Source organism: Aestuariivivens sediminis (assembly GCF_022662105.1).
Taxonomy (GTDB): Bacteria; Bacteroidota; Bacteroidia; order Flavobacteriales; family Flavobacteriaceae; genus Aestuariivivens; species Aestuariivivens sediminis.
Genome location: NZ_JAKMCP010000003.1, coordinates 37,597 through 55,426, shown reverse-complemented (window position 1 = coordinate 55,426; position 17,830 = coordinate 37,597). Strand labels below are relative to the sequence as shown.

At 40.5% G+C, this 17,830-nt stretch carries 18 protein-coding genes and 1 other RNA gene; 9 read left to right on the top strand and 10 right to left on the bottom strand.

What is annotated here, in order from left to right; translation table 11 throughout:
- Window positions 1-34: 34 nt before the first annotated feature.
- On the top strand, window positions 35-1,279 hold the full coding sequence (gene rocD / locus MR054_RS08305; protein ID WP_242157449.1) for an ornithine--oxo-acid transaminase: 1,245 nt from the start codon (window positions 35-37) through the stop codon (window positions 1,277-1,279).
- A 37-nt stretch (window positions 1,280-1,316) separates the two neighbouring features.
- On the opposite strand, the gene MR054_RS08300 is transcribed toward rocD, so the two are convergent.
- On the bottom strand, window positions 1,317-1,643 hold the full coding sequence (locus tag MR054_RS08300; protein WP_242084725.1) for a CCC motif membrane protein: 327 nt from the start codon (window positions 1,641-1,643) through the stop codon (window positions 1,317-1,319).
- 9 nt (window positions 1,644-1,652) lie between these two features.
- Window positions 1,653-1,937: a DUF2752 domain-containing protein gene (locus MR054_RS08295; RefSeq protein WP_242084724.1), complete on the bottom strand. Its 285-nt coding sequence runs from the start codon at window positions 1,935-1,937 to the stop codon at window positions 1,653-1,655.
- A 120-nt stretch (window positions 1,938-2,057) separates the two neighbouring features.
- On the opposite strand from MR054_RS08295, the gene MR054_RS08290 reads away from it, so the two are divergent.
- Both MR054_RS08290 and MR054_RS08285 read left to right on the top strand, forming a co-directional pair.
- Complete coding sequence (locus tag MR054_RS08290) at window positions 2,058-2,261, top strand: hypothetical protein (protein WP_242084723.1); 204 nt, start codon at window positions 2,058-2,060, stop codon at window positions 2,259-2,261.
- A gap of 35 nt (window positions 2,262-2,296) precedes the next feature.
- Window positions 2,297-2,860 carry a Smr/MutS family protein gene (locus MR054_RS08285; protein WP_242157448.1) on the top strand — a complete coding sequence of 188 codons (564 nt, stop codon included), beginning with the start codon at window positions 2,297-2,299 and terminating at the stop codon, window positions 2,858-2,860.
- Here the strand turns inward: MR054_RS08285 and MR054_RS08280 are convergent, their stop codons facing one another.
- Complete coding sequence (locus MR054_RS08280) at window positions 2,861-3,757, bottom strand: hypothetical protein (protein WP_242157447.1); 897 nt, start codon at window positions 3,755-3,757, stop codon at window positions 2,861-2,863. It lies immediately after the preceding gene.
- A 108-nt stretch (window positions 3,758-3,865) separates the two neighbouring features.
- Here MR054_RS08280 and MR054_RS08275 point away from each other — a divergent pair, with 108 nt between their 5' ends.
- Entirely contained in the window at window positions 3,866-5,005 is a 1,140-nt protein-coding gene (locus MR054_RS08275; RefSeq protein WP_242157988.1) for a cysteine desulfurase family protein, read from the top strand.
- Here the strand turns inward: MR054_RS08275 and MR054_RS08270 are convergent.
- Together MR054_RS08270 and MR054_RS08265 are read right to left on the bottom strand one after the other, a co-directional pair.
- Window positions 5,002-6,594 carry a sulfatase gene (locus MR054_RS08270; protein WP_242157446.1) on the bottom strand — a complete coding sequence of 531 codons (1,593 nt, stop codon included), beginning with the start codon at window positions 6,592-6,594 and terminating at the stop codon, window positions 5,002-5,004. The genes MR054_RS08275 and MR054_RS08270 overlap by 4 nt on opposite strands.
- Window positions 6,595-6,684: 90 nt before the next feature.
- Window positions 6,685-7,383: a T9SS type A sorting domain-containing protein gene (locus MR054_RS08265; RefSeq protein WP_242157445.1), complete on the bottom strand. Its 699-nt coding sequence runs from the start codon at window positions 7,381-7,383 to the stop codon at window positions 6,685-6,687.
- Window positions 7,384-7,519: 136 nt separating this feature from the next.
- Between MR054_RS08265 and MR054_RS08260 the strand changes: the two genes are divergently transcribed.
- Entirely contained in the window at window positions 7,520-8,266 is a 747-nt protein-coding gene (locus MR054_RS08260; RefSeq protein ID WP_242157444.1) for a hypothetical protein, read from the top strand.
- Window positions 8,267-8,310: 44 nt separating this feature from the next.
- Here MR054_RS08260 and MR054_RS08255 read toward each other — a convergent pair whose 3' ends face one another.
- From MR054_RS08255 to MR054_RS08240, 4 genes are read right to left on the bottom strand one after another with little or no spacing between them, the layout of a single operon-like run.
- Window positions 8,311-8,844: a PH domain-containing protein gene (locus tag MR054_RS08255; protein WP_242157443.1), complete on the bottom strand. Its 534-nt coding sequence runs from the start codon at window positions 8,842-8,844 to the stop codon at window positions 8,311-8,313.
- An 11-nt stretch (window positions 8,845-8,855) separates the two neighbouring features.
- Window positions 8,856-10,043: a retropepsin-like aspartic protease gene (locus MR054_RS08250; protein ID WP_242157441.1), complete on the bottom strand. Its 1,188-nt coding sequence runs from the start codon at window positions 10,041-10,043 to the stop codon at window positions 8,856-8,858.
- A 9-nt stretch (window positions 10,044-10,052) separates the two neighbouring features.
- Window positions 10,053-12,530, bottom strand: coding sequence for a TonB-dependent receptor (locus tag MR054_RS08245; RefSeq protein ID WP_420868336.1), 2,478 nt, complete (start codon window positions 12,528-12,530; stop codon window positions 10,053-10,055).
- A 9-nt stretch (window positions 12,531-12,539) separates the two neighbouring features.
- Window positions 12,540-14,225, bottom strand: a complete 1,686-nt coding sequence (locus MR054_RS08240; RefSeq protein WP_242157439.1) for a M23 family metallopeptidase — start codon at window positions 14,223-14,225, stop codon at window positions 12,540-12,542.
- A gap of 177 nt (window positions 14,226-14,402) precedes the next feature.
- On the opposite strand from MR054_RS08240, the gene MR054_RS08235 reads away from it, so the two are divergent.
- The 4 genes from MR054_RS08235 to rny all read left to right on the top strand — a co-directional run bounded on the left by MR054_RS08235 (window position 14,403) and on the right by rny (window position 16,818).
- Window positions 14,403-14,693: a hypothetical protein gene (locus tag MR054_RS08235; RefSeq protein ID WP_242157437.1), complete on the top strand. Its 291-nt coding sequence runs from the start codon at window positions 14,403-14,405 to the stop codon at window positions 14,691-14,693.
- A 16-nt stretch (window positions 14,694-14,709) separates the two neighbouring features.
- On the top strand, window positions 14,710-15,003 hold the full coding sequence (locus tag MR054_RS08230) for a cell division protein ZapA (protein WP_242157436.1): 294 nt from the start codon (window positions 14,710-14,712) through the stop codon (window positions 15,001-15,003).
- A 56-nt stretch (window positions 15,004-15,059) separates the two neighbouring features.
- Window positions 15,060-15,186, top strand: a non-coding RNA gene (gene ssrS / locus MR054_RS08225) — 6S RNA.
- 57 nt (window positions 15,187-15,243) lie between these two features.
- Complete coding sequence (gene rny, locus MR054_RS08220) at window positions 15,244-16,818, top strand: ribonuclease Y (RefSeq protein ID WP_242157435.1); 1,575 nt, start codon at window positions 15,244-15,246, stop codon at window positions 16,816-16,818.
- Between the two features lie 27 nt (window positions 16,819-16,845).
- Here rny and xerD read toward each other — a convergent pair whose 3' ends face one another.
- A complete protein-coding gene (gene xerD / locus MR054_RS08215) occupies window positions 16,846-17,742 on the bottom strand; it encodes a site-specific tyrosine recombinase XerD (protein ID WP_242157434.1) in 897 nt (298 codons plus the stop codon).
- Between the last annotated feature and the right edge of the window lie 88 nt (window positions 17,743-17,830).

The following is a 17,830-nucleotide window of genomic DNA, read 5'->3' as shown; positions in this document are numbered from 1 at the left end:
AATGGTTGTTTTATGAATTTAAATGTGATTTAAAATGGCTGTTTTAGAAAAAAAATTAACGTCACAGCAAGCAATTGATTTAGAAACCAGGTATGGTGCCCAAAACTACCATCCTTTACCCGTTGTGCTTACGCGGGGAGAAGGCGTATTTGTATGGGATGTTGAAGGTAAACAATATTATGATTTTTTATCGGCGTACTCGGCGGTAAACCAGGGGCACTGTCATCCTAAAATTATCAACGCCTTAAAGCTTCAGGCGGAACGATTAACATTAACGTCCAGGGCCTTTTATAATGACCGGTTGGGCCATTATGAAAAGTACCTGACACACTATTTTGGTTTTGACAAGGTACTTCCCATGAACACCGGGGCCGAAGCTGTAGAAACGGCCATTAAACTGGCCAGAAAGTGGGGCTATGAAAAAAAAGGCATTCATGCCAATCAAGCCAAAATTGTGGTCTGTCAAAATAATTTTCACGGGAGAACGATCACTATAATTTCGGCCTCCAATGATCCGATTGCCACGGAAAATTTTGGACCCTTTACACCGGGGATCGTATCGATACGATATAATGATTTAGAAGCCCTGGAGGACGCTTTAAAAGATAATACGATTGCCGCTTTCCTGGTGGAACCCATTCAAGGCGAAGCCGGGGTTTATGTCCCTGATGAACATTATATTAAGGACGCTTATAACTTGTGTAAGGCGCACAATGTGCTTTTTATAGCAGATGAAGTACAGACCGGTATTGCGCGTACAGGTAAATTGCTGGCTGTCGATCATTTCGGAGTTAAGCCGGATATTCTGATTTTGGGGAAAGCCCTTTCCGGGGGTGTCATACCGGTATCGGCAGTATTGGCTGATGATGAGGTGATGGAGGTTATAAGGCCGGGGAACCACGGGTCAACCTTTGGAGGTAATCCATTGGCCTGTGCGGTAGCCACAGCGGCATTAGAAGTTGTGGAACAAGAGCATCTCGCTGAAAATGCAGAACGATTGGGCGGTATTTTTAGAAGACACATGCAGGCGCTTGTTGAAACCACCGATCTTGTTAGACTGGTTAGGGGTAAAGGCCTTTTAAATGCCATTGTTATCAATGATACGGAAGATAGTTCCACCGCCTGGGACATGTGCATGACCTTGAAGGAGAACGGTTTACTTGCGAAACCTACCCATGGCAATATCATTCGATTTGCACCACCCCTGGTCATGAAGGAGGAACAGATTTTAGAATGTGTGGATATTATTAGTCAAACTGTAAAGACCTTCAAAACATAAAGCAAATAAAAAAAGCACCTGTGGTGCTTTTTTTATTTTAACTGGTTTGCATTTGTTCCATCATTTCCTGAGATTGTCTCATTATTTCGTCCCATCCAACGGTAGATATTCTGTAGATGGTCATTATAAAATAGAGCACATTAATGATTAATATCACCATGGCCACAATTTTTGCAGTATTCATGGCTTTTACGCTGTCGGGATCAAAACTATCCGGATCATCCTTAACGGCGTTCAATTTGTTATGTGCAATGAAGACAGCTATTCCTGATAAAATAAAACCAGTACCGCCAACGCAGCAACAGAGCAGCCCGAATACAGCTAAAACGTAAACAAGGGTAGGATTGAGTTTTTGTTGTTCCATAATTTTAATTTAATGGGTTAGTTTTATCACATAATTTCCAATAATGATTACAACATTAAGGAGCACCAAAACAGTAATAATCTTATGGGCATATTTGAAATTTTTAAAGGCATTGAGAGCAATAACACCAAGCAGTATTATAAGGGTATAAATGGCCGGATACATGTTAAATGCATCTGCAAACTCACCCCGGAGTACCAGTAATGCAGAACGTTGCATACCACAGCCCAGGCATTCAAAACCCAATAGTTTTTTGTTTAGACAGGGCAGCATATAATCCTCAAAACCGGTCATAATAATATGTTTGTGCTGCTAATATATTAAATTTGCCTTTTTGATAAGGCCTATGGATTAATTAATCATTTAAAATTCGATATTCGAATGCTTTAACAGACCATCTAAAATTTTAAAACCATGAAATATTTAAATTACCTGTTCATTAGTATAGGAGCACTAGTCGCCATTTATGCAAAGGCCGGTGAGGATCAAAATGAAGTTGTGTTGATTGGGGGTATTGTCGTACTCATGATCGGGGTTTACCGTTTAACGAAGCGTATACCCGGAAAAAGGGATAAGGCGATGGACGACCGTGAAAAGGAAGCAGAGGATTGCAATTAATAGATTATGTTTAGGATAAAAAGCCATTGGACAAGATGACATTTAAAATAGGGGATTATGTTTTGGTGCTGGATGAAGATTTATCCGGGGTGGTTAAAAAGATTGATGGTGACCTCATTTCCATTGAGACCAAAGATGGTTTTGTAATGGAATTTTCCCATAAGGCATTAGTTGCTAAAAAGCAGGATCATTTGCTTAAACACCATATGTTTTCTTTTGAGCAATTAAGCACTGTGGTTTCTGAAAAGGAGCATACTTCAAAAAAGAAATCGATAAAGGTGAAGCCTAAGGAGCGCGTTATACCCCCAATGGAGGTGGACCTGCATATTAACCAATTGGTGGAATCCACCAAAGGCATGTCCAAACACGATATATTGACCCTTCAATTGGATACCGCAAAACGGCAGCTCGAATATGCTATTAAAAAACGAATTCAAAAAGTGGTATTTATCCATGGTATTGGAGAGGGGGTGCTTAAGCTGGAATTAGAATATTTATTTGGACGATATGATAATATCAGGTTTTATGATGCCAATTATCAAAAATACGGCTTAGGGGCTACCGAAATTTACATATATCAAAATGTAAAGTCTAAATAATCAAAAATCGGGAGTTAATGTTCTGGTTTTGGAGGTGGCGCTGTTATCCAAAGTCCCAAAATCGAAATCCTGGGTTATCACCTCCAGATTTACGTTTTCAATATAGAGGGAAATGGTAAATGTTTGGTAAATGGTATGCTCGCGATACCCAACGGCCGGGACACTTAAAGCAACATCTTTATTCAAGTAATCAGCCCCTACATTGGGGTCTTTAATATCGTTTGTAGGGTTGTTGTCCTGATCCACACTTTCTTCATCACGGGTGAGAACCGTATCATTATCATCATCGGTATCCAAATAATCAGGGGTACCATCACCATCGGTATCCTGGGCATTTGCCAGGCCGTCCTGATCGGTGAAATTGGGTTTTTCGGTAGCGGTGAACACATTATCACCATCATCATCCTGATCTAAATAATTGGGAATACCATCATTGTCCGTATCATCATCCTCATAATCACCATTGTTATTGAGGTCTTCATATTCGGCAGGAATACCATCGTTGTCATCCTCAGTAAGGGTTACCGTAAATGTAGCCGTATCATTGGCACTCTCATAATCTTCCTTAATATTGATTTCAGACGGCGGTATGTCATTACAAAATAAAGTTGACGGGAGGGTAGTGTTACTGTATGTTCTATAATTAAAGGTGTTTGAATTGGAGGTGACATTTAGGGTTTCTCCCGGCATAACATCGAATAAATCTTCAAAATTCACGTCTGTTACTGCGAGTGACAGAGATTCCGAAGGATCGCTTTTTGTTTTATAAAATACTAAATCCCCACAGGTTTTAAACGTATCATCAAAATCAAACTCAATGGTAAGGATATCACCGTCGTCACAGGAAGTTTGAAAACAGAAACCGATAAGTAATACCACAAAGACTGTCTTTCGCATGGTTTGGGTTTTAGGCAAAAATAATAGAATTGTAATTTATAACGCCTGTTATTGAAAATAATTTTATTTCAAGTATTTTTGCCAGATGAAAAGGATTTCACAGGAGTTATGAAGACGGTTTATTTTGATAATGCCGCGACAACGCCAATGCGGGACGACATAGTCGACCATATGGCTCGTGCAATGAAAACCAATTACGGAAACCCCTCGTCTTCACATGGTGTAGGAAGAGCGTCCAAAGCGGTCATTGAGTCCTGCAGGAAAACCATAGCGAAGCATTTTAAGGTCTCGGCAGGTGAAATTGTCTTCACCTCGGGAGGTACCGAAGCCGATAATCTGGTGCTTCAAAGTGCGGTACGAGATTTGGGGATTACCCGCATAATTACTGCAAAAACGGAACACCATGCCGTTTTACATTGTATTGAGCGTCTGCAGATGGATTACGATTTGTCGGTAAACTTTGTGGATTTAGATCCCAGAGGTGTGATAGATTATAATCATCTGGAAACCTTATTGGGCCAGTCGCAAAACACCCTGGTGAGCCTGATGCATATCAATAATGAAATCGGTAATATTCTGGATATGGATCGCGTGGCTCGGTTGTGTAAGGCCAATGGCGCGCTTTTCCATAGTGACACCGTGCAATCTGTGGGACATTATGCATTGCCTTTGGATCAAATTCCTGTAGATTTCATAGTAGCCAGTGCCCATAAGTTTCATGGCCCCAAGGGGGTTGGTTTTGTTTTCGTTCGAAAAAACTCAGGGCTGAAACCTTTGATTCATGGCGGGGAACAGGAACGTGGATTAAGAGCGGGTACGGAAAGCATACACAATATTGTTGGGCTGGAGCGTGCGATAACCTTGTCCTACCAAAACCTGGAAAAGGAACGGGATTATATCGTTGCCCTAAAACGGTATTTTATAGCCAGGATAACTTCGGAAATTCCCGAGGTGCAATTTAATGGTTGCTCAGGAGATTTGGAAAAGAGCACCTATACGCTGGTCAATGTTTGCCTTCCGGTAACGCCTGACAAAGCCGCTATGTTCCTATTTCAACTGGATTTAAAGGGGATAGCCTGTTCGAAGGGAAGTGCCTGTCAAAGTGGTAGTCATCAAAATTCCCATGTACTGGCAGAACTGCTTAGCGATGAGGACTTGCAGAAACCTTCTGTTCGGTTTTCCTTTAGCATATATAATACGAAAGAAGAAATAGACTATGTGATCGATGCCTTAAAGACCTTTGTTTAGTCGGACGTTATGTTGCTATTCCACCAGTCGTCATTAGGCTCAAAATTTTTCGATAACACCGCTTTTCGCTCTTGCTCGAGATCGGGTAAAAGCGTATTTCTAATCGCCTCCCGTCGCTTCTGGGCCAGCAGGTCATCAAACTCCACATCCCTTTCCGGCCTTTGGGCATGCACTGAATCTAACCAGTTAATAAGGGTATTGTATAAGGCCATGGTTATTTCAGAATGGTCATGGGACAGATTCTGTTGCTCATAAGGATCGGTATGCAGGTTGTACAACTCATTTCTACCGTCTTCCCAGTAATGGATGAGTTTCCACTGGCCGTCCCTAATAATTGATGACGGTTCGCCACCCTGGTTGCCGTAGTGCGGATAGTGCCAAAACAAAGGGCGTTGAACCGATATGGGTTGGCCTTCCAAAAGGGGCCTTAAACTCATGCCATCCTTATGCTGCTCCGGTAATAAATCGATATTAGCCAAATCCAGGATAGTAGGATAGAAGTCTGTACCAATAACAGGATAAAGACTGAGATGTCCCTGTAATTCCAGCCAGGGGACCTTAATGAAATAGGGTTCACGAATCCCGCCTTCCCATTGATAGCCCTTGCCGCCCCGAAGCGGTAAATTGGAGGTCGAGTAGCTATCCCCTGAAGCAACGCCACCATTATCGGAGGTAAAAATGACGATGGTGTTATCGTCTAGCTCTAAATCTTCCAGCGTTTTTAAAACATACCCAACGGCGTCATCCATACTTTCCACCAGGCCGGCGTAGATGGGATTATCCTGAACCTGCCTTATCGGAAGTACGCGTTCCATGGTATATCCCTTATCTTTTATTCCTTGAGATTCCGCTTTCTCTCTGTATTTATTCCATTTTGTTTGGGTGGTTTGGATGGGGCCATGTACCGCATAGAAAGATAAAAAGGCAAAAAAGGTCGTGTCTTTATGTTTTGTGATAAAATCTGCCGTTTCCCTGGCCAGTCGCATGGAGAGATTTTCGCCATTTTCCTTATTTTCAAGTCTTGGATTGGTCCAGGGGGAGTAATACCCGCCAATAGGACTTCCTTTTTCCCAGCCGCCTACATTAATATCAAAACCATGATCCTCGGGATAGGACCCAAGGTCTCCCAAATGCCATTTTCCGGCAAAGAAGGTTTTATAGCCCCCCGATTTCATGGCCTCTGCTAAAGTGATTTCATCTTTAGGCAGGGCGTGAACATAATCTGCAGGGAGGAGTTTGTCATATCTGTTAAGACGGCGCCAATCCGCTCCGTGTGCTGCACCAATCCAGTCCGTTATGCCATGCCGTGCGGTAAACTTGCCGGTCATAATACTAGCCCTGGAGGGGCTACAGACCCGGCTTGCCGCATAACCCTGGGTAAAGACCATACCTTCCTGAGCAATTTTATCAATGTTGGGCGTTTCATAAAAGGAACTTCCTGTAAAGCTAAGGTCATGATACCCGAGGTCATCCACCAAAATAAATACAATATTAGGTCGTTTATTAAGATTTTCTTTTTCAAACTTTGTCTGGCATGAGACTATGACACCTAGAGTAAAGGCGAAGAGGAAGATTGATTTAATAGTCATGATATGCAACAGATTATATTAAAAAAAATAGGCCTATGGTGAAATAAGCCTAAAAATAAAACATTTTATTTTCAAAATGGACGGGATATGCTATCGTTTGATAATTTTATATGTTTTTAGGTGTTGGGTCTGTAAATTTTCAATTACAAACAAGTACATGCCTGTTCCCAAATTAGAGATATCTATCGATGAATTACGTGTTTTAAGTAACTGTTTTCCAGTTGCATCAAATAAAGATGTTTCGACATGTAAGGGCGTTCTTATTTCTACTCGTTCAGCCGTAGGATTTGGATATACCTGAATATTCGTGTTTTCAAATTCATCTGTTTTTAGTGTGGTTCCGTCTGAAGCTGTAACCGATAGAAAACTTACCGGATTAATAAAATGGTAAGTTATGGTATTGTTGGTAGCATTAAGACTTGAAGTATACGGATTCCAAACATTCATTTCGTCCTCCAGTAGGAGCACGAGATTACTTTCTATAATGCCATTCAGCTCGGTATCTTTATAATGCATGGTAAGGTCCCCCTCGAAATTAGCAATTGTACTTTCAAAACTAAAAACACGGTTAATACTTTCGCTGTTAATAGGAGTATTGGTTTTCGTTAACGCATTTGCCCCGTTTATTTTAAAATCTGTACCGGGAATAAGTTCTAATCCATTAAAATACATCTGTGTAGCACCCATAATATCGATGGCATAACCACTGGTGATGTATAGGTCCTGAGTAAAACCGGAAAAGCTCATAATACTTAATAAATACACTAAATTTGTTGAATTTAACTTCATGGTATTGGGGTTTTATCGGTACCAAAAGTAGAATTAAATATTAGAAATACAAGAAAAAAACGCATTTAAACGATAATATATTGCATTTAAACGATTTTTTATCTATGTTTGTCCATCTCAAATAAAACCCCAAATCATGAATCATTTTAAAACCTTACTCGTTTTAATTGCTATTTTATTGAATTCTCTGATGTATGCACAGGTAGGTATTGGGACCAATTCTCCTGACGCGTCTTCAATTCTGGACCTGGCATCAACCACTCAAGGTGTGCTAACACCTAGAATGAATGGCGTGCAACGCCTTGCTATTTCAAATCCTGCTATTGGATTGGTTGTTTATGATACCGATGAAAATGCTTTTTTTCATTACAATGGTACGGGTTGGTTAAAACTCATAAATGAAAATAGTCTTAATGATTATTCGGGCTGGGCCGATTATGTGGATGGTGTTTATACTTCAGCTAGTCCATTATCTCTAACAGCTTCAAATAAGGTCACCCTGCCAAATAATGCAATGACCGTTAGAGATAGTCAAAAACCTACGGATATTATTGAATTTTACAACGCTTCAAATTCCACAATAACGGGAAGGAATGGAGATGGGATTAATATAAACATAGAATTTAAAGCACGACCCACTACTGCCGCAGTGACTAAACTAACTGTTGCTATAGACATTGGAGGTGCTGTCGGCGAAATATATGTTCGCGATTTTATCATGTCTAAAGGTAACGGGGTAGAACATTACTATTTGAGTTCTTTTAATGCCTATACCTTAGATACCTGGGAAACGAATGGCGGTACCGTAAAAATTGTTTCGGATGCCAGTGCAGAAATTTACGATATCAGATATGTTATTACTCGAACCCATAAGGCTAGGTAAGCCCTTTTCATGCTCGGAACATGAGGAATGATGGACCACCCATTTTAAGGTTTATTTTTTATAATTTCCAGTAAATCTTTGATGTCTTGCAACAAGCGATTTGTTTGTTCCAGATGGTCATGGGCAGAATCTACGGGGCTGGATTTGGAGGACCATAGGTCCCGCTGGTCTAGAACGGCCTGTTTAAACCCCTGTGTATCTATTATGCCAATAAGCTTCATATCACTTCCTCCGGGGTTGCTATGTCCTGCCGTTTCAATTTTAAGAATCCGGAGATCTAAATACTTAAGAAAAGGATTTTCAAGAAAGGTGATATCCTGAATATTTTCTAATGGGATGGTTTTTTCAACCTTAAACAAAACCCCTTTTTTAAATTCGAGATGCTTGTTCGTTAATCTGCAACTGATGTTTTCATAATAACGTTGTCCAATATACTGACCCAAACCTAAAAACCATATCAATAAAAACGGAATACCTATAAGGCTTATGGTGCAAAAAAAGGCCACAGTAATAAGAATATAAGTTTTTATTTTAGGATTGAACCGGGCTTCTCGGATCACATCGTTTGATAAGGACATATTTAGGCCGATTAATGTTTTTCTAAAGTTAACGAAATAATTTTACCCATTGCGGTCTTGAAGGTAATGTCTACAGTTTGGAAAGTTCTAAAAGGGGAGTCCCCGGTAATGACATCGCAAATGTTCAATTTGGAATAATCCATATCATTGACCTTAATAATTTCGTCGCCGGCTTTGATGATATCTTTCAGGTACTCCTCCCAAACAACACCTACGATAAGTTTGTTATTGGCAATGGTCGGTGTAAAACCAAAGTCAAGCTTGGTAACATCGGTTTCATCATTAAAAGGGTGGAAATAGAAACGTTTTCGTTTAAAATCAAGCGTTATATTGCCATATTTTAAAATATCAGATCCCAGCCTCGAGTTATTGTCGCTTGAGGTGGTTGTTGAAACATTTTTAAACGCATGCCCATCCAGTTCTATTTGAGGAATATGAACCTGGTATTGTAGGAAGTGTTCGGCATTGCCAAACAAACCAATACTCGAGGTTCCCGATCCGCTAGCGTAGGTCTGTACTATTTCGTGGTCCTTCATGAGTTGATAATTGGTATGACACATATCGTAAAATCCACTGGCACCGGTGTCAATAAGCACCTCTTCCTTAGCCGTTTTAGAGCCTTTTAAACTTATGGAAACATAGGGGCTGCTTTGATCGCCTCTCAGCATTAATTCTACGCCTTTATGTGCATTCAACTCAAGTTTCCTCCTGTAATTGGTGACAATGATAAGCTTGTTTTTAGGCTGAATTTGAACCACGGAATGGCGGAGGAGATTACTGCCTATAATGCCATCAATCTGAAAACAGTCGAACACCAGGTTTTGTGCTTTTTCAAATACCAGGGCACTCGTGTTTTTAAATGAGACATTGGCCATGGTTAATTGTGGAAGGGTTACAATCCGCATGCGCTGTCGTTTTTGGTTGGCGTCGGATACCGAAATGGATTGCGTGATTCGGGCATTTATATCCTTTGCCAGATCCTCTGAAATGACATTGGGAGCTCCGGTGTCGAATAAAAATCTATAGGTGGTGTTTTGGATGGTCACCGGAATGATTAATTTACCGCCAACGTCCTCATAAGCAATTTCGGCATAATATGTTTTGCTGATAGGTTTACCGGTTTTAAAGGTTGTTTTTTGGGCAAGAACAACATGGACCCAAATGAAACAACAAACGAAATTGATAATGGGTTTGGTCATGGCCCTAAATTAAAATTTCATGGTTGTCCTTACATTGAAAACCCGTGGGGTGAGATAATTGGGTACGGCAAACTGACGCTTGCTGTATACATCCCTCACCCAGGTATTCGTTATGGAGTTCTGTACATCGAAAAGATTAAAAATCTCAATACCAAATGACAAGGCCTTAAAGGGCTTTTTCCAACCGCTTTGGAATGTTTTATTTTCGTCTACCAATACAAATTGAAAACCAACATCGGCCCTTTTATAATCAGGTAATCGGGTTTGATACACGTAGGGGTCGGCGTAACTTGGAGATCCACCGGGAAGACCGGTGTTGTATACTAAATTCAGGTACATTTTCATTGAGGGGATGTTAGGGACGTAATCTTGAAATAAAGCCGCAAATTTTAACCGTTGGTCTGTAGGTCTTGAAATGTAACCCCGCTGATCTATATTTTCTTCCGTTTTTAAATAACCGAAGCTAAACCACGATTCTGTTCCCGGCACAAACTCACCATTTAAGCGCATATCCAATCCATAAGCATATGCTTTGGCATTATTTTTTGCGCGATATCGAATACGCACATTCTCCAGGGTGTAGGGATTAACATCACTTAAATTCTTATAATAGGCTTCAGTGGTTAATTTAAATGGTCTGTCCCACATTTTAAAACTATAGTCGTTTCCTAAAACGACATGCACCGAGCGTTGGGCCTTAACATGGGGTTGCACGGCACCCAGTGAATCCCTAAGTTCTCTGTAAAACGGCGGTTGGTAATACAGTCCTGTTGCAAACCGAAACACCATATCCTTTTCCCATTTGGGCTTAATGGCAACCTGGGCCCGCGGGCTGAACACCGTTTGATTGGATTTTTTGACACCCCCTTTTGCCATCGCATTTTTATCACTAACGGACCACTTATGAACCCGTATACCGGCATTGTACCATATCTCGCTCGTTCCAATTGCAGAACGCTTACTCCATTGCAGATATCCTTGAAGCCGATCTATTTTAACATGATTTGTAGCCCTGACATTTTGATAGGGTTCCAGTGGACCACTGTAAGGCACATAAGGTTGTTCGTTACCGGGGATAAATCGTGGTCGAATGGAAAACCCCGCAGAATCGATAACCTCCCATTCGATGAGGCGGTCCCTGATATCTTCATTATTATACTTAACGGACCATTCCAAACGATGGTCTTTAATTTTTAAATCTCCTTTATGTTCAACGGTGGTAATCAGGGCATCCAAATCGTTTCTTCCATGGTTCAACTGACTGCCAATACCCTCACTAAATTCCACCTCACCCAAATCTTCATCCCCAATATTGGTATTCACTTCTCCAAGACGATATTGGGCCAGAATATCAAAGTATTCTTCTTCAGTTGTATGGTAGGTGGATGTGATCAGCTTTAAATTTAAATCAGGATTGACAAAGAAGGATCCTTTCAAGGCTCCAAACAAGGTCTGGTATCGATCTTTCTCCTGTCCCTGATACAAAACAATAAGGGCAACGGGGTCGGCCAAAGTTCCGAAATTGGTTTGTCTTGCCTCAGGGGCATAGTTGTATTTATTTAGCGATGCATTGCCCAAAAAACTTAACTGGAACCGATCCGTAAAAGTATAGGTCAGGAAGGTTTGGGCATCGGCAAAGGCCGCATCATAGTTGGTCTCGGTTTCTTTAGCATTCACCAGTAAACCGTTATCCCGATACCGCAATCCAACAATACTGGAGAACTTGGAATCTTTACTGATGTTTTCAACAGACAGACTTCCTCCTAAAAGGCTTAAATCGGCATTGACTTCAAATTGGTAGGGTATTTTATAGGTGATGTCCAGGACCGAAGACAGTTTATCGCCATATTTTGCCTGAAAACCGCCTGACGAAAAATCTACATTTTGTACCAAATCGGTATTTACAAAACTTAGTCCCTCCTGTTGACCCGATCGTATTAAAAAGGGGCGGTATACTTCTATATCGTTAACATACACCAGGTTTTCATCAAAATTACCCCCGCGAACGGCGTATTGGGTGCTTAATTCGTTGTTGTTGCTTACCCCGGGGAGGGTTAGCAATAGGTTTTCCACGCCGGCATTGGCGCCCGGAATTTTTCTAATGGTTTCGGGCTCCAGCACGGTGATGCCCTCAACGTCCTTTCGTCGGTTACCCGAAATAATGACCGTAGCTATTTGTTCAACTGAGGCATTCATGACCGGGTTGAATTCATAGTCTTCACCATTTTTTAAATTAAAAGTACTTACCACTTTTTTAAAGGACAGATGGGAAAATTCGACGGTAATATCCTGGTTAGCCGGAATTTTTAAAAGGTAGAATCCGTTTTCATTGGTTTCTGTGCCATTCGTCCCCGCTTTGACATTCACGTTGACTATGGGGTTATTGTCTTCGTCTAAAATAACACCCTTAACCGTAGCGTTCTGTGTTTGTCCAATCAGGGTCAGCAACAACAGAAACAAGGTGGGTAGTATATATTTCGTATTCAAAAGCGTAACTTATTTGCGATAAAACAGTGTTTCAAAAGTAGAACTATTTCCAACATTATCCGTAACATTTAGTTTTAAATTATTTTTAGTATCCGTTATGATACCGTCATTAAAATTGTAAGTTAGGGTTTTCGTTTTATAATCATACTCCATTAATATCCATTTACCATTTACCGTAGCCCTGTAATTTGAGATCCCGCTCGGCGTGTCATCAATTTTAATTTTTAAATACTGATAATTACTGACCCACTGTTTGTCCTTGAAGTTTCCGGGTCTTATCGTTGGTGGTATGGTATCTATGGCCAGGGCATAGGTGCCTAAATTTTTTGTACGTGTGGTCAGTTGGTTGCCCTTTCTTTCTGAAGCGCTATACACAGGGTATTTTGAGTAGCCCAGCAAGTTAGCGATGTACAATCGTTCTTTATCGACTTCCTTATAATTACTGATATCATAGGATATGGCGATACTTTTTTTTACCGGTAACGTATCGTCATGAAGGATTAAGGTGTCGTTGTGGACTTCAAAGTCCATATAAAAATCATCGTAAAATGAATCTTTGAATATGTTCACGGAAACACGCCCTTCTTTTAAAGTAGTGGCTTGATGGGCTTGTATAAAGTACGGGGTCGTTTTTTGTATTTCGGGGTTCAGGGAATCGTTTTTAATCCCCTTAATTTCCATGGTAATCCAGGTAGGATTATTTTTAAAATCGTTTACCTTTATCTTATACATGTAGTCGGCACTATCTTTTATGACCAGAAATCCATCCGACAGGGATGGTTTTATAATGCTCAAGGGGTTTTCGTCATTGAAAAGCTTCTGGATGTACTGTTTTTTCTTTTTGTAATGTTCGTAGTCTATAAGGCGGTTGATATGTCTGGTCTCATCGAACGAAAACCGTCTGAAATCCAACTCATAGGCCTGACTGCCATTTAAAAAGGTCTGGATATTGTAAACCCCATTTTTATTTGGGGCATAATCCTGCCTGTCGTTGGTCACAACTCCAATCCCTATTTTACCAAAGGCCTCAATGTTTTCAACGCTATAATCCCCGTTTTGAAGTGGAATAAGGCGTAATTTCTGTCTGGCATTGGAATGATTTACATGGGAGGTCTTATCCATGGGATAGGCATACAGGGCAGTTACAAAGGGTGGCGTGGTGTCCTTAACGTCCAAACCAAACAACATTGGATTTAAAGGGCGCTCTTGATTGTCCCGTATCTCAAAATGCAGGTGAGGCGCCAAAGACCCACCGCTATTGCCGCTAAAGGCTACGACATCCCCTTGACTGACCTTGAGGTCATCGGCTTTTGGAAACAACTCGATTTCATAAGATTCCTTTTCGTATTGGTGCTTTTTTACATAAGCCTCGATTTCAGGAGCAAATTTTTGCAGGTGTGCATAAACGGTGGTATATCCATTGGGATGGGTTATATATAAGGCCTTACCGTAACCAAAAAAAGAGACTTTAATGCGACTCACAAATCCACTTGCAGCAGACAGTACCTTAAATCCTTGACGTTGCCGGGTTTTGATATCCACTCCGGAATGAAAATGATTGGACCTCAACTCTGCGAAGGTTCCGGATAGGGATGTGGGAATCTCCAAGGGATTGACAAAATAATCCTGAGGATAATTGCTTTGGGGATAGGCGATAATAGAATAAAGTAAAAGAATAAATAGGTTTAATCTCATAGATATCTCATTAAGGCTAAAATATTAATTTGATTTGAATGTGCAAAGGTATGGGTAAAAATCCGGTTATGACAGCATCCAATTTACATAAACGCATAACAAAAAATTTTATTTAAAAACAATTGTAATTTATGGTAAGGTATGTTAACTTTGTGAGATAAGTATTGAAATTTGTAAATGGGTAATATTGAAGATATTGTAGATTCTTTAGAAAGCAAGATTAGTAAAGTATTACACAGATTAGAGCTTTTAAGGCTTGAAAACTCAAAACTGAGTGCAGCCATAGCCACCTCGCAGCAAGATCTTAAAGACCAAAAATTGCTTGTTGCATCCTGGGAGGAAAAGTACGAAGCCCTGAAACTTGCAAATTCAATGCTTGGCAGTGACGATAATAAAAGAGAGACTAAGCTTAAAATAAATGCATTAATACGGGATATTGACCATTGTATTGCTCAATTATCCGAATAGTGCTGCATCATGTTCAATGTCAGAAAAGCTTAAAATAAAGCTATCCATAGCAAACAGGGTTTACCCCTTAACTATTGATGCCAAACAGGAAGAAGGGTTGCGAAAGGCGGCCAAAAACATTGAAGCCATGATTCAGCAATTTGAGCAAAGTTACTCTGTTCGAGATAAGCAGGATGTATTAGCGATGTGTGCTTTGCAGTTTGCCTCTCAGTTGGAACAGAAGTCAATAGATAAAGAGCACGTAAATGAGCATTTAGAGGAAAAACTAAATGCCCTTGATGAGTTATTACGGTCTCATTTAGTTTCTTAACGTTCTTTAAAATAAAGTAAAAAGTTACTGCCTACATTGGTTATTTTTTTTGATAAACTCAACATTAATTCTTTAAAAAGGGTGAGTTTAAGTTGTAAAAGCATGCTGCTGTACAGAATTTAATTCAGTACCTATCGGATCCTTGATCAGCTTGGTAGCCCTAAACTTGTTTTTAAGGAGTTTATACAAAATTTTAAATCGGTGTAGGCTTTTTTTATATATTCAAATTAACTAAACATAATGGACAATTTAATTATATTCATCATTGGAGGTGTCGTATTAGGGCTTATTATAGGCTTTATTATTGCCAAATCCATCGAAAAAAGCAATGCTTCCAAACTGATAAAGGACGCTAAACGCAGTGCTGCCTCGATCTTAAAGGAAGCGAATAATGAGGGGGAAGCGATAAAAAAAGATAAAATTCTGCAGGCAAAGGAAAAGTTTATCGAACTCAAGGCCGAACACGAAAAGGTGATTTTGGCACGTGATAAAAAAATGGCCGAAGCCGAAAAACGTACGCGAGATAAGGAATCTCAAATCTCGAGTGAGCTCTCCAAGAACAAAAAGTTAAATGGGGAATTGGAGTCCAAAATTAAGGACTACAACCACATGCATGAACTTCTTGAAAAGCGCCAGCAGGAATTGGATAAATTGCATAAAAGTCAAGTGGAGCAATTAGAGGTCATCTCGAGTCTTTCAGCCGAAGATGCCAAGGCCCAACTGGTAGAATCCTTAAAAGGTGAGGCCAAAAACGATGCCATGGCCTACATTCAAAACGCCCTTGAAGAGGCCAAGTTAACCGCGGAACAAGACGCGAAAAAAGTGATCATAAATACCATTCAGCGGATCGGCACCGAGGAGGCTGTCGATAACTGTGTTTCGGTCTTTAATATTGAATCTGATGATGTAAAGGGTAGAATTATAGGTCGTGAGGGCCGTAACATACGTGCGCTGGAAGCATCCACCGGTGTTGAAATTATTGTGGATGACACGCCGGAAGCCATCATTTTATCGTGTTTCGATTCTGTAAGACGGGAAGTTGCGCGTTTGTCCTTACATAAGCTGGTGACCGATGGACGGATTCATCCGGCCCGTATAGAGGAGATTGTAAAGAAAACTACTAAGCAAATAGATCAGGAAATTATTGAGGTCGGTAAGCGAACGGTTATCGATCTGGGTATTCACAATTTGAATCCGGAATTGATAAAAATGGTGGGCCGAATGAAATACCGGTCCTCATACGGTCAAAATTTACTACAACACTCTCGCGAGGTAGCAAAACTCTGCGGGGTCATGGCAGCCGAACTTGGGCTAAATCCGAAATTGGCCAAGCGTGCCGGCTTATTACACGATATCGGTAAGGTGCCGGATGCTGAAATCGATATGGAAACCCCACATGCTATTTTGGGCATGCAATGGGCCGAAAAATATGGTGAAAAATCGGAAGTCTGTAATGCCATAGGGGCTCACCATGATGAAGTTGAAATGAAATCCTTGTTAGCACCCATCGTACAGGTTTGTGATGCTATTTCCGGGGCGAGGCCGGGAGCAAGACGTCAGGTACTGGACAGTTATATACAGCGTTTGAAGGATTTGGAAGATATTGCATTTGGTTTTCAAGGCGTGAAAAAAGCCTATGCCATTCAGGCAGGTCGTGAACTCAGGGTCATTGTTGAAAGTGAAAAGGTAGATGACCAAAGAGCCGCTGAGTTATCCTTTAATATTTCACAAAAAATCCAGACCGACATGACCTATCCCGGTCAGGTAAAAATTACGGTAATCAGAGAAACAAGAGCAGTCAATATTGCCAAGTAGTGGTTTTCGCTGACCATTCCTTGTTTTTTATTTCCTGGGATGGTATTTGTTCATGACTTTGGTGAGATGACTTTTATCTAAATGAACATATATTTCGGTAGTCGTAATACTTTCATGTCCCAGCATAAGTTGAATGGATCGCAGGTCGGCGTCGTTTTTCAATAAATGTGTTGCAAAGGAATGTCTGAACGTATGGGGTGAAATCCGTTTTTTTAATCCGATTGTTTCAGCCAGTTGTTTAACGATTTCAAAAATCATGGAACGCGTTAATTGCTTTCCTCGCCGGTTTAAAAATAAGGTGTCTTCATATCCCGGTTGAATGGTTATATGGCAGCGCACTTCATTCAAATAGATGCTAATGTATTTTTGAGTGGTTTGGACTATAGGCACAAACCGTTGTTTATTGCCCTTACCTGTCACTCTTATAAACCCCTCATCAAAGAACAAATCCGACAGCTTTAAGGTGGTTAACTCACTTACCCGAAGACCACAGCCATACAGGGTTTCCAGAATGGCTCGATTGCGCTCGCCCATAGGTTTGCCCAAATCAATGGCCCCGATAAGGGCATCGATTTCCACTTCCTCAAGGGTGTCCGGTAATTTTCGACCAATTTTTGGGGATTCAATACGTTCCAACGGATTGGTTTTCCTGTAATTTTCAAATACCATATAACTGAAAAAACTCCGAAGACCAGAAATAAGTCGGGCTTGCGATCGGACATTTATGGTTTTAGCCGTTTGATAAATAAACTCCTGAATCGTTTCGGTTGCTATGGAAATTGGAGAAACACTTATGCTGTGCGTATCCAGGTAATCCATTAACTTTTTAATATCTCGGGAGTAATTATCGATAGAATTTTTGGATAGACCGCGTTCTATCTTAAGGTATGATTGGTAGTCTTTAAGAGCATGTTTCCATTTCATAAATGTAAAATTAAAACAAATTAATGACAAAGCTTAAGGGAATCCAATCCCCTTAGAAACTGATATCCATCATTTTGTACCCAAAAAT

Bases quoted from the DNA above. Each gene is read 5' to 3' on its own strand.
- rocD (WP_242157449.1), top strand. From the start codon at position 35: ATGGCTGTTTTAGAAAAAAAATTAACGTCACAGCAAGCAATTGATTTA.
- MR054_RS08270 (WP_242157446.1), bottom strand. From the start codon at position 6,594: ATGACTATTAAATCAATCTTCCTCTTCGCCTTTACTCTAGGTGTCATA.
- MR054_RS08290 (WP_242084723.1), top strand. From the start codon at position 2,058: ATGAAATATTTAAATTACCTGTTCATTAGTATAGGAGCACTAGTCGCC.
- MR054_RS08295 (WP_242084724.1), bottom strand. From the start codon at position 1,937: ATGACCGGTTTTGAGGATTATATGCTGCCCTGTCTAAACAAAAAACTA.
- MR054_RS08300 (WP_242084725.1), bottom strand. From the start codon at position 1,643: ATGGAACAACAAAAACTCAATCCTACCCTTGTTTACGTTTTAGCTGTA.
- MR054_RS08260 (WP_242157444.1), top strand. From the start codon at position 7,520: ATGAATCATTTTAAAACCTTACTCGTTTTAATTGCTATTTTATTGAAT.
- MR054_RS08275 (WP_242157988.1), top strand. From the start codon at position 3,866: ATGAAGACGGTTTATTTTGATAATGCCGCGACAACGCCAATGCGGGAC.
- MR054_RS08255 (WP_242157443.1), bottom strand. From the start codon at position 8,844: ATGTCCTTATCAAACGATGTGATCCGAGAAGCCCGGTTCAATCCTAAA.
- MR054_RS08240 (WP_242157439.1), bottom strand. From the start codon at position 14,225: ATGAGATTAAACCTATTTATTCTTTTACTTTATTCTATTATCGCCTAT.
- MR054_RS08280 (WP_242157447.1), bottom strand. From the start codon at position 3,757: ATGCGAAAGACAGTCTTTGTGGTATTACTTATCGGTTTCTGTTTTCAA.
- MR054_RS08285 (WP_242157448.1), top strand. From the start codon at position 2,297: ATGACATTTAAAATAGGGGATTATGTTTTGGTGCTGGATGAAGATTTA.
- rny (WP_242157435.1), top strand. From the start codon at position 15,244: ATGGACAATTTAATTATATTCATCATTGGAGGTGTCGTATTAGGGCTT.
- MR054_RS08250 (WP_242157441.1), bottom strand. From the start codon at position 10,043: ATGACCAAACCCATTATCAATTTCGTTTGTTGTTTCATTTGGGTCCAT.
- MR054_RS08235 (WP_242157437.1), top strand. From the start codon at position 14,403: ATGGGTAATATTGAAGATATTGTAGATTCTTTAGAAAGCAAGATTAGT.
- xerD (WP_242157434.1), bottom strand. From the start codon at position 17,742: ATGAAATGGAAACATGCTCTTAAAGACTACCAATCATACCTTAAGATA.
- MR054_RS08265 (WP_242157445.1), bottom strand. From the start codon at position 7,383: ATGAAGTTAAATTCAACAAATTTAGTGTATTTATTAAGTATTATGAGC.
- MR054_RS08230 (WP_242157436.1), top strand. From the start codon at position 14,710: ATGTCAGAAAAGCTTAAAATAAAGCTATCCATAGCAAACAGGGTTTAC.